At 70.9% G+C, this 12,411-nt stretch carries 13 protein-coding genes; 5 read left to right on the top strand and 8 right to left on the bottom strand.

From position 1 onward, the window contains the following. Positions 1-54: 54 nt before the first annotated feature. Positions 55-894 carry an SUKH-4 family immunity protein gene (locus tag ACTWPP_RS22445; protein WP_443106292.1) on the bottom strand — a complete coding sequence of 280 codons (840 nt, stop codon included), beginning with the start codon at positions 892-894 and terminating at the stop codon, positions 55-57. A gap of 73 nt (positions 895-967) precedes the next feature. On the opposite strand from ACTWPP_RS22445, the gene ACTWPP_RS22440 reads away from it, so the two are divergent. Next, positions 968-1,390 carry a YbaB/EbfC family nucleoid-associated protein gene (locus tag ACTWPP_RS22440; protein ID WP_443106291.1) on the top strand — a complete coding sequence of 141 codons (423 nt, stop codon included), beginning with the start codon at positions 968-970 and terminating at the stop codon, positions 1,388-1,390. Here the strand turns inward: ACTWPP_RS22440 and ACTWPP_RS22435 are convergent. The 7 genes from ACTWPP_RS22435 to ACTWPP_RS22405 form a co-directional block, all read right to left on the bottom strand. Further along, positions 1,368-3,467 (bottom strand): hypothetical protein, encoded by a 2,100-nt coding sequence (locus ACTWPP_RS22435; RefSeq protein WP_443106290.1) that lies wholly within the window; start codon positions 3,465-3,467, stop codon positions 1,368-1,370. The two genes, ACTWPP_RS22440 and ACTWPP_RS22435, sit on opposite strands and share 23 nt — an antisense overlap. Before the next feature lie 14 nt (positions 3,468-3,481). After that, complete coding sequence (locus ACTWPP_RS22430) at positions 3,482-4,327, bottom strand: SUKH-4 family immunity protein (protein ID WP_443106289.1); 846 nt, start codon at positions 4,325-4,327, stop codon at positions 3,482-3,484. Next, a complete protein-coding gene (locus tag ACTWPP_RS22425; protein ID WP_443106288.1) occupies positions 4,324-6,246 on the bottom strand; it encodes a hypothetical protein in 1,923 nt (640 codons plus the stop codon). The genes ACTWPP_RS22430 and ACTWPP_RS22425 overlap by 4 nt, the downstream gene beginning before the upstream one ends. An 18-nt stretch (positions 6,247-6,264) precedes the next feature. Beyond that, positions 6,265-6,810 (bottom strand): nucleic acid/nucleotide deaminase domain-containing protein, encoded by a 546-nt coding sequence (locus ACTWPP_RS22420; RefSeq protein ID WP_443106287.1) that lies wholly within the window; start codon positions 6,808-6,810, stop codon positions 6,265-6,267. A 73-nt stretch (positions 6,811-6,883) separates the two neighbouring features. Continuing rightward, complete coding sequence (locus ACTWPP_RS22415; RefSeq protein ID WP_443106286.1) at positions 6,884-7,378, bottom strand: WXG100-like domain-containing protein; 495 nt, start codon at positions 7,376-7,378, stop codon at positions 6,884-6,886. Between the two features lie 3 nt (positions 7,379-7,381). Then, positions 7,382-7,708 (bottom strand): WXG100 family type VII secretion target, encoded by a 327-nt coding sequence (locus tag ACTWPP_RS22410; protein ID WP_443106285.1) that lies wholly within the window; start codon positions 7,706-7,708, stop codon positions 7,382-7,384. Further along, positions 7,705-8,148, bottom strand: coding sequence for a YbaB/EbfC family nucleoid-associated protein (locus tag ACTWPP_RS22405; RefSeq protein ID WP_443106284.1), 444 nt, complete (start codon positions 8,146-8,148; stop codon positions 7,705-7,707). The genes ACTWPP_RS22410 and ACTWPP_RS22405 overlap by 4 nt, the downstream gene beginning before the upstream one ends. Before the next feature lie 418 nt (positions 8,149-8,566). On the opposite strand from ACTWPP_RS22405, the gene ACTWPP_RS22400 reads away from it, so the two are divergent. The 4 genes from ACTWPP_RS22400 to ACTWPP_RS22385 all read left to right on the top strand — a co-directional run bounded on the left by ACTWPP_RS22400 (position 8,567) and on the right by ACTWPP_RS22385 (position 12,359). Further along, positions 8,567-9,040, top strand: coding sequence for a nuclear transport factor 2 family protein (locus tag ACTWPP_RS22400; protein WP_443106283.1), 474 nt, complete (start codon positions 8,567-8,569; stop codon positions 9,038-9,040). A 139-nt stretch (positions 9,041-9,179) separates the two neighbouring features. Then, positions 9,180-10,406 carry a hypothetical protein gene (locus ACTWPP_RS22395; RefSeq protein ID WP_443106282.1) on the top strand — a complete coding sequence of 409 codons (1,227 nt, stop codon included), beginning with the start codon at positions 9,180-9,182 and terminating at the stop codon, positions 10,404-10,406. Beyond that, positions 10,406-11,191 (top strand): SDR family oxidoreductase, encoded by a 786-nt coding sequence (locus ACTWPP_RS22390; RefSeq protein WP_443106281.1) that lies wholly within the window; start codon positions 10,406-10,408, stop codon positions 11,189-11,191. The genes ACTWPP_RS22395 and ACTWPP_RS22390 overlap by 1 nt, the downstream gene beginning before the upstream one ends. A gap of 22 nt (positions 11,192-11,213) precedes the next feature. Next, entirely contained in the window at positions 11,214-12,359 is a 1,146-nt protein-coding gene (locus ACTWPP_RS22385; protein ID WP_443106280.1) for a sulfotransferase family protein, read from the top strand. Positions 12,360-12,411 lie beyond the last annotated feature (52 nt).

Here is a 12,411-nt window from a genome sequence, read left to right as displayed (position 1 = left end):
CGTCGGGGACCGCTAGGCGTTTCGTTGGGTGGTCGCTTCAAGAGGGATCACGGGTCAGGCGGTGGTGGCGTGTTCGATTAGTTCTAGGAGGCCGGCTTCGCGTTCTTCGGCGGTGGCTCCGTAGTCGTGGCTGTAGGTGAAGTCGGCGTTGGTGAACTGGTTGAGCCACATTGCGCAGTAGTTGCCCGGCATGAAGCAAGGCTCCAGTTCGGTGTACACGCGGGTGACCTGTTCGGGGCGGACGCCTTGGGACGAGAGGCGTTCCCAGAGGAGGTGTTCTGGGTGCTCGACGCCTACCTGGGTTTCGTCGGTTTCGATGTGTTTGCGGCCGTCCGGTTCTTCGATCTCGAAGGCGACGGAGGCGGGGAAGCTCAGGGCGTGCCGGATGAGTTCCAGGACGCGGGACCACCAGGACTCGTCGTCGTCCAGGGCGGGGGCGTCTGTCTGGAGGAGGCGGGCGCGGAGGTCACGGAACACGTCCACCGGGTCTCGGCGGCCGGGGTCACGGAGGACGGGTAGGGCCTCGTCCAGGGCCAGGAGCGATTCGAGAAAGGACGGGACGTCGGCGTTCACGTGCAGGGGCGCGATGTCGGCCACGACGAAGACGGCCTGGACGGTGCCGGACGGGTCGACGCAGATCTCGGCGCCCTGGTCGGTTCCGAGGCGGCACCACGACGCCGCGTCCGGCGGGAGGTGTGGGGCTTCGATCGAGGCCGCGTAGTCGCCGAGGGGGAGCGGTTCGTCGTCGGTGGCGGAAAAGTAGGGGGCCACCTGTGCCGGGAGGCCGGCCCGCAGGGCGGTGCGGGCCGTGCCGGGTAGGGGCAACCCGGTTGTGTCGAGGTGCCGCAGGGTGCCGAAGTGCCCCGTCAGCCGGGTTCCGAGGTCTTCCGTCATTGCTCCAGTCTCTCAGCCGCGGGTGCGGGTGCGGTTAGGCTCCTGTGGACGTGTCGATCAGGGAAGGTGGGCCGTGGAGGCGGGCGAGTTCGAGCGCATGTTGACCGAGGCGCGCAGGACGCTGGAGTCGATGCGCCGGGGTGGCGAAGCGGCGGAAAGCGCGGAGGTCCAACCTGTTGAGGGGGTCGGGGAGGCGGCCGAGGGCAGGGTCAGGGTGACCGCGGCCTCCGGGGGACGGCTCAAGGACGTGGAGATCAATCCGCGGGCCATGCGGATGTCTCCGGAGGAACTCGGCGGGCATCTGGTGGCGGCCGCGAACGCGGCGCTCAACGATCTGCGTGGCAAGGCCGCGGAGGCGGCGGGGGACGCGGTGGACACGGGCGCGCTCAATAAGCAGGTCGACGAGATCCAGACCGAGGGCATGCGTCAGATGGCCGTGTTCAATCAGGCTTTCAACGACGTCCTGTCGAAGATCAAGGGCGGTCCGGCTCAGTAGGGCGGTGCAGGCGCAGCGTTGCCGTGCCGTGGGGGCCTGCCACGGCCAGCAAGCCCTGGGGGGTTAGTGCCAGGGCGTTGACGGTGAGGCCCAGGTTCATGGTCCGTTCGTCGCCGGTCAGCAGGTCCCAGATGCGCAGGTGGCCGTCGGTCCAGGCGACGGCCGCGGCGGGGCCGGACGGGAGGGTCGCGAAGGTCGCGGCCGTGACGCCGGTGTTGCGGCGGATGAGTGGTTCGTCCACGGGGGGTTCGCCGGCCGTCCACAGCCGTACGGTGCCGTCGGCGCCGCCGCTGATCAGGCTGAGGCGGCCACTGCGGCCGTGTACCCCGGTCACGGCGGTCACCGGTCCGTCGTGCAGGTGTTGGACGAGGACCTGCTGAGGGGCGGTGGCCTCCCACACGTGCACCTGCCCGGAGGTGTCGCCGGCGACGAGGTGGCCGGAGCCGGCGGTGCCCACGGCGGTCAGCCCTTGCCAAGCTTTGAGGGTGGCGCGGACGGTGCTCGCTCCGACCTGCCTGGAGCCGTTGTCGACGGTCTGGTTGAGCAGGCCGCTGATGCGGTCGGCGCGGCTCCCGGACTTGGTGACGGCGCTCGCCCGGACGGTGCGGTGCGCGTCGAGGTGCAGGACGGTGCCGTCCGCGAACCAGAGAAGCCCCCAGATTTCGGGTGTGCCGCCGGTGATGCGCCCGATGGGGGTTCCGGTCGCCGAGTCGAGGGTGTGCAGGGTGCCGTCGGCGGCGGCGACGAGGAGCGCGCCGTCGCGGCGGGCGAGTGCGGAGACGGGGCCCGTCCAGCCTTCGCCGCGGACGTTGAACCAGCCGGGCTCCCAGGCGGTGGAGGCGTGCGGCGCGAAGCGGTCGGCGAGCGGGGCGTCGTTCCGGAGTAGTGCCGACAGGCGGAGCAGGGCGGCGCGCTCGGCGGGGTCCGAAGTGGTCAGGAGGCCGGGGCCGACCGCGCGCCAGATGGGCCAGACGGCGGGGTCGTCCAGCGATTCGAGTACCGCTGTCGCGGTTCGCGGGTCGGCGTGGACGAGTTGCGCCGCGTCCGCCACCAGGCGTTCCGCCACGCCGGTTACGGCGGCGTGGCGTAGCAGATGCGTGGTGATGTAGGGGGTGCTCTGGCCCCATTGCGGGGTGCCGGAGGCGTTCTTGGGGATCTGCTCGTAGAGGGCGCGGCCCATCGTGTGCTCGATCTGGGTGTGGAGCTCCGGTGTCCGTTGGCGCAGGATCGCCTCGCGTAGCGGACGCAAGCCGATCTGGAAGGAGTCGTCGACGCGGGTGACCAGTGGTGCGACGAGGCCGATGGACGCGCGGGCCCGTTCCGCGTCACCGGTCAGCGCCGCAGTGAGCCGCGTCCACTGCGTGCCGTCGATGAGCCCGTACGCGGACGCGAGCACCTGAAGCGCGGGCACGGCGTCGGGCGGGACGCGGTCCAGCCATCGTTCGGGGACGTTCTCCGACGCGCCCGCGAACAGGGCGAGTTCGGCCATGCCCACGTTCGGGAACAGGGCCTCGGCGTGGGGGGCGCCTCGCAGCCACGCCGAGAACGCGGCCCGGTCGGTCAGCTCGGGATCGTCGAGATGGACGACCTCGGCGGGGACGGTGAACGCGGAGAGGAACTCGGGGCGCCCCTCGACGAGCAGCCGGACGTGCTGGAACTCCAGCAGCGGGTCCAGCAGCCCGGTGATGATCGCGGAAGCGGCGGAGCCGTCGCAGGACGGGCCCGACTCGTCCAGTTCGGCGACGACGACGGTCGCGGGCCGGCGGTCCGCCGCGATGCCGGCGACGACCGCCTCGGGGGCGCCGCCCGCGACCGACAGCTGCTCCGCCAGCGCCCACGCCAGCGTGTGCGGGGTCATGCCCCGCGCGCTGATCATGGCGTGGACGGCGCGGACGGGACCCGCGTCGGCGAGCGCCGCCCAGGCCGTCAGGTGGCTCTTGCCGGTGCCGGGTGCGCCGGTCACGGCGCAGAGCCGGGGGCGCAGGACGTCGGTGAGCCACGCCCGGACGGCCGCCGCGGCGGGTTCCCGGCCCGCGCCGATGGAGGGCGCCTGGTTCAACTCGACCGGTGTCGACACTGTGATCCGCTCCGTCACGTTTCCTGTGCGGCCTGCTGCATGAGTTCGAGGAGGCCGCGTTCGCGCTCGTCGGCCGTGGCGCCGTAGTCGTGGCTGTATGTGAACTCCGCGTTCCGGAACCGGCTGAGCCGCATCCGGCAGTAGTTGCCGGGCAGGAAGCACGGTTCCAGTTCCGTGTAGACGCGCGTGACCTGCCCTGGTGCGATGCCGCGGGCGTCCAGGCGGTCCCAGAGGAGACGCTCGGGATGCGGCAGCCCCACGCGGGCCTCTTCGGTTTCGACGTGCCTGCCCCCGCCGGCGTCCTCGTATTCGATGGCGGCGGCGAACGGGAAGCTCAGGGCATGCCGGATCTGCTCCAGGACGCGCGGCCACCACGCCTCGTCGTCCTCCAGTGCCGGTTCGTCGATGCGCAGGAGGGTCCCGCGCAACTCGCGGAAGATCTCGGCGGGGTTCCGGTCGCCGGGGGACGCGAGCGGCGGCAGGTACCGGTCGAGCGCCAGGAGGGACGCGACGAAGGCCGGGACATCGGTGTTGACGGTCATCGGCGGGGCGGTCGCGGTGACGAACACGGCCTGGACGTCCCCGGTGTCGCTCACGCACATCTCGGCGCCGTGGTCGGTGCCGATGCGGCACCAGTCGGCCGTGTCGGGTGCGGCGTCGGGGAACCCTACGGTCGCGGCGTATTCGCCCAGGGCGAGCGGCTCTCCCGTCGAGGCGGTGAAGTAGGGGCCGACCTGGAGCGGCAGCCCCGGGTCCGCCAGCGCGGCGGCCGCCTCGCCCGGCAGCTCGCCCGGCAGTTCCCCGGCGGGGACGCGCCGCAGGCCCTCGGGGCCGAAACGCGTGATGATCTCAGCGGTCATCGGACGTCCCCCTCGGCGCCGGTGATCCGGGCCAGGGCGGTCGCGGCCGTGGCCTGGTAGGCGCGGTCGGTGGCGATGACATCGGTGCTCGGGCCGCCCGCGAGGACGTGTGGGCTCTCCGCTATCTCCCGGATGTCGGGGACGGCCGGTGCCGCGTCCGCGCCGATCTCGCCGAGGCACCGCAGCGCCAGCATCCCCGTCGGGGTCGCGGAGACGGCGTCCACCAGGAGCGGCAGCGTCCGTGCGGTGTCGCCCGTCACGTGCTGGATCACGGCCGCGGCCCCGGGTGCGGTGTCGTCCAGCAGGGGGAGTGCGGGCTCGGCCGCGGCGCCCAGCGCGAAGAGGCGTTCGGCGTCCTCGTCGTCCAGGCCGGAGCGGAGGGGCCCGCTGAGGAACCGCAGCGGCTCCTCACCGTCGCCGGTGATCTGCCAGATCGCCCAGGCCGCGCTCTGGCTGACCTGCGGGCCGTGCTTGCGTCCGAGATGGCGGCGCAGCACGGGAACGGCGTCGGAGGCGGCCGGGCCCAGCGCGGCCAGGGCCTTCGCGACGGCCGGGACGGCCTTGCGGCGCTCCAGCAGGGAGATCATGTCCGGGAGGAGCGGCAGCGCCCGGTCGCCCCATGCGGCGAGCGCCGTCATGACGCGCGCGAGGTGGTTGCCCGCGAAGCCCGTGCCCTTCTTCGGGTCGGCGAGGAACTCCCTGACCGGGCCGAGGAGCGCGTCGGCGTGTTCCTTCATGCCGCCGAGGGCCGGGGCGGGATCGAACGACAGGCGCGGGTCGGCGAGGTCGGCCGCCAGTGCCGGGACGCATCGCGCGTCGCCGGCGCGGGCCAGCGCCTCCAGTGCGCTGCCCGCGACAAGGTCGTCGGGATCGTCGAGGAGCGGGAGCAGACGGTCGGTGACGAGGGCGATGTCCGGGCCGCCCTGCTTGATCTCCCAGACGGTCTCCCGGACGAGTTCGGCCTCATCGCCGGTGAGGAGTTCCGCGAGCGGCGGGAGCAGCTCGCGGGGACCCGCCCGCCACGTGCGCATGACCTCGCCCGCGCGGTGGACGGCGTCCAGCCGCTTCTCCGCGTCGGAGACGGCGAGGGCGTTCCGCGCCAGCCGGATCTGCGGGGCGGGGAGCTCGCTCAGCGCGGCCGTCAGGAAACCGGTGCGGCCACCGTCACGGACCCACAGCTGGTCGTCCAGCGCCGACTCGTCCGCCCGGATCTCCGCGGTGACGGCGTCCAGCAGGCCGTCGTCCAGGTCGTCCACGCGGCACCACAGCAGCGCCACCGCGGCGGCCGCCCGCACCTCGCGTCGGGTGTCGGCGGCCCGCCCACGGAACCAGCCGACCGGCCGGTCGTCCCGGTCGGAGCAGATGTCGCCGACGGCGAGGACCATGCTCGCCGCGGCGCCCGCGTCCTCCTCCGCCTCCGCCTTCTCCTGGAGGGAACGGACGGGGTCGGGGTCGTGGTCGGGGAAGTCGGCGAGGACGACCGGGGCCGCGGCCCGCACCGCCGGGTCGCCGTCGTCCAGCAGGCTCAGCAGCGTCGGGACGCCCGCCTCCACGGCGGCGCGTGCCGCGCGCGCCCACTCCAGGACGGTCGCGAGATCGGGCTCGTCGTACTCCGCCTCGTCGTGCTCCTCCAGGTCCCACAGGGCCCCGGCGATGTCCGAGAGCAGCGCGAGGATGCCGGGACGGTGATGGGTTCCATGGCTGGAGACGAGGTCGAACAGGACGGTGACTGCCGGCACCGTCGCCGGATAGACCCAGCCCTGGTGGTAGATGATGCCGGACAGGTCGTACAGGGCGCGTTCGGCGACCGCCGGGTCGGCCGATCCGGCCTTCTCCAGGGTGTCCGGCAGGTTGGTGGCGGCGCCGTAGGCGTGGGTGAGGCCGGCCCAGTCGGCCGCGTCCCGGAACCGTCCGCTCATGCCCGCCTCCCGGTGGGTTCAGAGCGAGTTGGCATGTCGCTTGACCGCCGAGTTCGCACTGGACTTGGAACCAGGTATGTCATTGTCGTAAGGGTAGCTGTAGGTCACGTCGACCTTGTTGCGGAAGTATCTGGGTATCCATTCCTCGCACCATGCGCCGGGCACGTCGCACGGCTGGCGTTCGGTGTAGACCTCTTTGAGCTTGCCGCCGCGTTCGAGGATCTCCATGCCGGCGCGCTTCTCCGAGTGCCGCCCGTCGCTGCGCGCGACCATGATGCGCTCTTCGCCGTTTTTGTCGATGTAGCGGAACGCGGCGAAGTTGCGGCCCGATCTGTCCCCGCTATGGCGGCGCGCGTCATCGACCGCGCGGGCCAGGTCGTTGCTGTCCCGGTCGACCTTGCGGGTTCTGACATTGGGGCCCGTGTCGCCCTTCTCGCCGTCCTTCCGGTTCTTCATGTTGTACTTCTTCGAGAGGTCGCCCTCTCGCGACTTGTTCGGGTGGATCAGCTCGTACTGGCGGGTCCGGCCGCTGCGGCTGCGGAACGTCCGGGTCTCCGAGAGCACCTTCGAGATGACCTTCGCGCCGCCCGCGCCGCCCCTGCCGCCGCTGCTCCCGGGCCGGTTCCCGCCGCGGTTCCTAGCCATTGAGCAGCGCCTCCACCGCCATGCCGATCAGCTGGTCGATGATCAAGCCGGTGATCATCTTGAAGATCGGGATTTCGAGCAGGGACGCGCCGAAGGTGACCACCGCGGTGGCGATGGCCTGCGCGATCTGGATCGCGAGGATGATGAGCTGGACGATCACGTTGATCTTCAGTGCCAGGATGATGATGCCCGCGATCAGCATTCCGGCGCCGACCAGCATGCAGTCGGTCCCGGCGTCGCGGATGTTCGCGGACGCGGCCTCGTCGTCCGTCCACTCCTTCTGGAACGCCTCGAAGTCGTCGCCCTTGTTGGCCGTCCAGACGCCCTGCGCCACCGCGTCCGCGTCGGCCGACGCCGACTGCAGACCGCCGCCGAAGGAGATCCACGTGCCGCCCATCTCCATCAGCTTCGTCTCGTCGCCCTCCGGCCAGGTGTAGCCGAGCATTCCGAGCAGGCCGATGAGTTCGCCGGGCAGTTGCATGCCCATGAGCTACCCCAATGCCTTGCTGACGGCATTGACCGTCTGGACGTTCGACTGCTCCATCGTGGTGTAGTTCTTCGCGATCGCTTCAAGTGCCTTGGCGCGTTCGCTCAGCTCTTCGGCGTTCTCCTTGAAGCATTTCATCGCCGCCTCGAAGCAGGCGTTGTGCGCTATTCCGATGAGCATTCCGATATCGTCGCCGCCCCATGGCTCGCCATAGCCGTTGATCTGCGACTCGAACTGCTGCACCTGCCCGCCGAACTGTTCGGCGGCCTGTGTTAGGCGGCCGGCGGAGGAGGTGAGCTGGTCGGTCGATACCTGGAAGCCGTCGGTCATCGCCGCCCCCCGTGCAACTGGGCCATCAGGTCCGCGATCGACTGGGTCATCTGCTGCATCTGCCGCATGCTCATGTCCTGGACCGCGCGTGCCCTGGCCGTGATCTGCTCGGTGTCCGCGCCGGCGGGCGGCCCCGCCGGATCGGCGCGAAGTCCCTGGAACGCGGTGTTCACGGCCTCCGCGACATGCTCGCCGATCTCCTCGGAGGACATCCGCATCGCGCGCGGGGCCAGGTCGATGCTCTCGATCTCTCCGTCCGCCGAAACCGTCGCCCGGACCAGCCCGCCGGCGGCCTCGCCATGTCCTTTGGCGGACGGCCCGGAGGCCGTGCCGTCCGGTCGCCCGCCGGATCCTTCCCCGCCGCTCGCACCCTGTGTCCCGAGCGCGGCCCGCGTCTCGTTGAGCAGATGTTCCAGTTCGCTGCCGGGGATCCCTGTCATCGAGAACCCACCCCCTGATTCGGTCGCCTCGGAGATCATAATCAATGAGGACGATTGTTGGCTAACACCGAAAAACGTGATTGGTGGTGGTCGGCGGGTTCGGCTGGAGGGCGGTGTGCCGAGCGGAGCTCGTCGGTTGATTGGTGGTGGGCGGGGGCTGGAGGACGGTGTGAGTGATCAGGAGACAATGGTGACCGCGAGGTAAGTGGAGGGTGACAATGGTCACGCTTTCAATGGCCGGGGTAAGCCGCGCGCGGTTCGTGATCGCCCCCGTCCCTGACCCGCGGTCCTGACCCCGGTCCCGGCCCTGCCCGCGGCCCCGGCCGGACGGGCCCCGGCCGGGCGATCGCGGCCGCCGGGGCGGTGAGAGTAGAACCTGTTCTTGTCTTACGCGCCGGAGACGAGCAGGCTGTGTCGCATGGACCTGGTCACTCTGGAAGAGATCCGCCGCCTGAAGTTCCGCTACCTGCGCTGCGTCGACCTGAAGCTCTGGGACGAGTTCGCCGGCGTGTTCACCGAAGACGCCGTCGCCGAGTACGACACCCCGGTGCTCGGCAAGACCCTCCGGCTGGAGGGACGGGACGCGATCGTCGACTACATGCGCGGCAACCTCGGCCCCGACAAGATCTCCACGCACACGGCGGGCGCCCCGGAGATCGACGTGGACGGCGACCGCGCGACCGGCACGTGGTCACTGGACGACACGATCATCCTCGTCGAGCATCGGATGCTCATCCGGGGCGCCGCGTTCTACCACGACGCCTACCGGCGGTGTGCGGACGGACAGTGGCGCGTCGAGCGCACCGGGCACCGGCGCACCTACGAGTACGTGGTGTCGCTGGACGACATGCCCAGCCTCAAGTTCACCGCCGGGGTCCCGGACTCCCGATGACCGGGACCGGCGTTGACGCTTCTTAGAACGAGTTCTAGCGTCCGTCCGACGGTGAGTCCCCGCGTCCGTGGCGCCGAATGCGCCGCGCGCGGGAGACTCGTCCACCCAACGCGATGACGCGACCCCAGGGGAGCCCGGCGTGGCCATCGACTCAGCCGCAGGCAAGACCGACCGTCCCGACACCGGTTCGGCCACGCGATCGTTCGCCGAGGCGATCGCCGAGGCCGAGCGGATCATCCGTGCCGCGCCGCACGTCAAGACCGACCAGGACCTGGCCGAAGGGCTGGACTACCTCGCCGGCAGCATCAAGGCGTCGCTGCACATGGTCCAGGCGTACCAGCACGAGCACCCGTACTTCGCCTCGTCCACCGGGCCCTACACCAAGCTCGGCCTCGACAACCCCGACACGCTGTACTTCCACGCCTACATCAGGGACGACGCCGAGTACGTCGTCACGGGGCGGCGCGGCACCACCGCCGACCTCAGCTTCCAGATCATGAACGGCGACTACTCGCCGACGCAGTCGCCCGACAGCCTCACCGCCTTCGACGACCGCGAACTGGCCATCGCCGGGGACGGGACGTTCCAGCTCCGGTTCGGCCCACCGCGGCCGGACGCCGGCCCCGGTTACGTCGCGGTCGCCCCCGGCTCCGCGATGCTGATCGTCCGGGAGGTGTTCAGCGACTGGGAGAACGAGCGTCCCGGCGAGATCCGCATCCACCGCGCCGACACCCTCGGCACCTCCCCGCCGCCCGTCCCGTCCGACCGGATGGCCCGCCGGTACGAGGTGGCGGGGAAGATGCTGCTGGCGCGGCTGCGCACCTTCCTGGCCTTCCCCGAGTGGCACTACCTGCAGCTGCCGGTCAACACGCTGACCGAGCCGCGTCCGACGCCCGGTGGGCTGGCCACGCAGTTCTCGTCCGTCGGCCACTACGACCTCGACGACGACGAGGTGATGGTGATCACCGCGCCGGCGGCCGACCGCGAGGTGGCGCCGTACCAGGGCTTCCAGCTCGGCAGCATGTGGTACGTCTCGCTCGACTACATCAACCACCAGACGAGCCTCACCGCCGACCAGGCCCGCGTGGACGACGACGGCATGATCCGTTACGTGGTCGGCGAGCGCGATCCCGGCCTCGCCAACTGGATCGAGCGGACCGGCCACCGCCGCGGCTACCTGCAGTTCCGCTGGCAGCGGCTCACCCGTGCGCTCGGCGCCGAGGACGGCCCGTCCTTCGAGGTGATGCCGTTCGACGAGCTGCCGCGCCGGCTTCCGCACTACGAGCGGCAGCGGGTCACCGAGCGGGAGTGGAAGGAACGGATCACCGCCCGCCAGGTCGCCGTCGCCCGACGGATGCTCGGCTGATGGCCGCGGGACTCCTGGAAGGCCGGGTCATCGTCATCTCCGGCGTCGGCCCCGGCCTGGGACGCGGCCTCGCCGTCCAGTGCGCCGGGGCGGGAGCCGACGTGGTGCTGGCCGCGCGGAACGAGGAACGGCTCGCCGAGGTCGCCAAGGAAGTCGGGGAGATCGGGCGCCGCGCGGTCACCGTCCCGACCGACATCAACGACGCGGCGGCCTGCGAACGGCTGGTCGAGACGGCGCAGCACTCGTTCGGACGGGTGGACGGCCTGGTCAACAACGCCTTCGCGACACCGCCGCTGAAGGATCTGACCAAGGTCGACCTCGACGCGGTGAGGCGCGGATTCGAGACGAACGTGCTGGCCGCACTCCACCTCACCCGCCTGCTCGTCCCGGCGCTCGAGGAGACCGGCGGCTCCGTCGTGATGGTCAACTCGGCGGTTCTGCGGCACTCCAGGCGGACGTTCGGCGCCTACAAGATGGCCAAGGCCGCGCTCCTCGCGATGGCGCAGAACCTCGCGACCGAACTCGGGCCGCGCGGCGTCCGGGTCAACACGATCGCCCCCGGATACATCTGGGCCGACAACCTCAAGTGGTACTTCGACCACCTCGCCAAGAAACGCGGCGTCCCGGCGCAGCAGATCTACGACGAGAACGCCGCGACCACCGACCTGCGCAAACTGCCCGAACCGGACGAGGTCGCCGACGCCGTGGTGTTCATGCTGTCGCCGCTGGCCCGCGCGATCACCGGCCAATGCCTGGACGTCAACTCCGGCGAGTGGCACCACTAGGACCATCAGGAAAGGCGCACCGATGACCCCAGGTCGCGACAGCGTGGGCACGGTCGAGGACCTCCACGCCTCGGCCCGCAAGATCACCGGCATGGACGGCTTCGGCGACGACGACCACCTGGACGGGCTGAAGGTGCTGCTGGAGTCCTGCGCCAGGGACGCCGGTTTCACCCCGCTCGGCAACAAGGCCCAGCGCGCGATGCTGCGCGGCGCGCTCGCCGCCCGCCAGTTCTCCGAGGCGGCGTGGCGGCGGCATCCCGAACACGCCGACGTCCCCGTCGAACGGCCCATCTTCGTCACCGGCCTGCCCCGCACCGGTACGACCGCGCTGCACCGGCTGCTCACCGCCGACCCCGCCCACCAGGGCCTCGAACTGTGGCTGGCCGAGGTGCCGCAGCCGCGGCCGCCCCGCGCCACATGGGCGGACGACCCGGTCTTCCAGGCCATCGACGCCGGATACCGGCGGCACCACATCGAGAACCCCGAGTTCATGGGCCTGCACTACATCTCGGCGGACACGGTCGAGGAGTGCTGGCAGCTCCTGCGCCAGAGCATGCTGTCGATCTCCTTCGAATGCCTGGCGCACCTGCCGGCGTACTCGTCCTGGCTCGCCGCCCAGGACTGGACGCCCGCCTACCGCAGGCACCGCCGCAACCTCCAGCTCATCGGCCTGAACGACACCGGGCGGCGCTGGGTGCTGAAGAACCCCAGCCACCTGTTCGCCCTGGACGCGCTGCTCGACGTCTACCCCGACGCGCTGATCGTCCAGACGCACCGGTCCCCGCGCACGGCGATGGCGTCGATGTGCAGCCTCGCCGCGCACGCCACCGCCGGCTGGTCGGACGTCTTCACCGGCGCCACGATCGGCCGTGACCAGCTGGAACTGTGGAGCCGCGGCCTCGAACTGTTCCGCGCCGAACGCGCCCGGCACGACCCCGCGCAGTTCCTGGACATTCACTACGACGACTTCGTCCGCGACCCGATCGGCACCGCCGGGGGCGTCTACGAACACTTCGGCCTGCCGTTCAGCGAGGATGCCCGTACGGCGATGACGGCCCTGCACAACGAGAGCGCCACCGGCGCCGCCAAACCGGCCCACCGCTACGCCCTCGAAGACTTCGGCCTGACCCCCGAACAGGTGGACGAGCGGTTCAGCGGACTCGTATAGCGGGTGAACAGCTAGGCGAGGGCAATGTCCCGCAGCGCGGACGGGTGTTCCG

Source organism: Actinomadura sp. 3N407 (assembly GCF_052245875.1).
In the GTDB taxonomy this organism is placed as follows: domain Bacteria; phylum Actinomycetota; class Actinomycetes; order Streptosporangiales; family Streptosporangiaceae; genus Spirillospora.
Note: the sequence above shows the minus strand (reverse complement) of the source record. Positions and strands in the feature narration are given on the sequence as shown.

Excerpts from the sequence above, each read along its gene's own strand:
- ACTWPP_RS22445 (WP_443106292.1), bottom strand. The coding sequence starts at position 894 with ATGACGGAAGACCTCGGAACCCGGCTGACGGGGCACTTCGGCACCCTG.
- ACTWPP_RS22430 (WP_443106289.1), bottom strand. The coding sequence starts at position 4,327 with ATGACCGCTGAGATCATCACGCGTTTCGGCCCCGAGGGCCTGCGGCGC.
- ACTWPP_RS22425 (WP_443106288.1), bottom strand. The coding sequence starts at position 6,246 with ATGAGCGGACGGTTCCGGGACGCGGCCGACTGGGCCGGCCTCACCCAC.
- ACTWPP_RS22415 (WP_443106286.1), bottom strand. The coding sequence starts at position 7,378 with ATGGGCATGCAACTGCCCGGCGAACTCATCGGCCTGCTCGGAATGCTC.
- ACTWPP_RS22410 (WP_443106285.1), bottom strand. The coding sequence starts at position 7,708 with ATGACCGACGGCTTCCAGGTATCGACCGACCAGCTCACCTCCTCCGCC.
- ACTWPP_RS22405 (WP_443106284.1), bottom strand. The coding sequence starts at position 8,148 with ATGACAGGGATCCCCGGCAGCGAACTGGAACATCTGCTCAACGAGACG.
- ACTWPP_RS22400 (WP_443106283.1), top strand. The coding sequence starts at position 8,567 with ATGGACCTGGTCACTCTGGAAGAGATCCGCCGCCTGAAGTTCCGCTAC.
- ACTWPP_RS22390 (WP_443106281.1), top strand. The coding sequence starts at position 10,406 with ATGGCCGCGGGACTCCTGGAAGGCCGGGTCATCGTCATCTCCGGCGTC.
- ACTWPP_RS22385 (WP_443106280.1), top strand. The coding sequence starts at position 11,214 with ATGACCCCAGGTCGCGACAGCGTGGGCACGGTCGAGGACCTCCACGCC.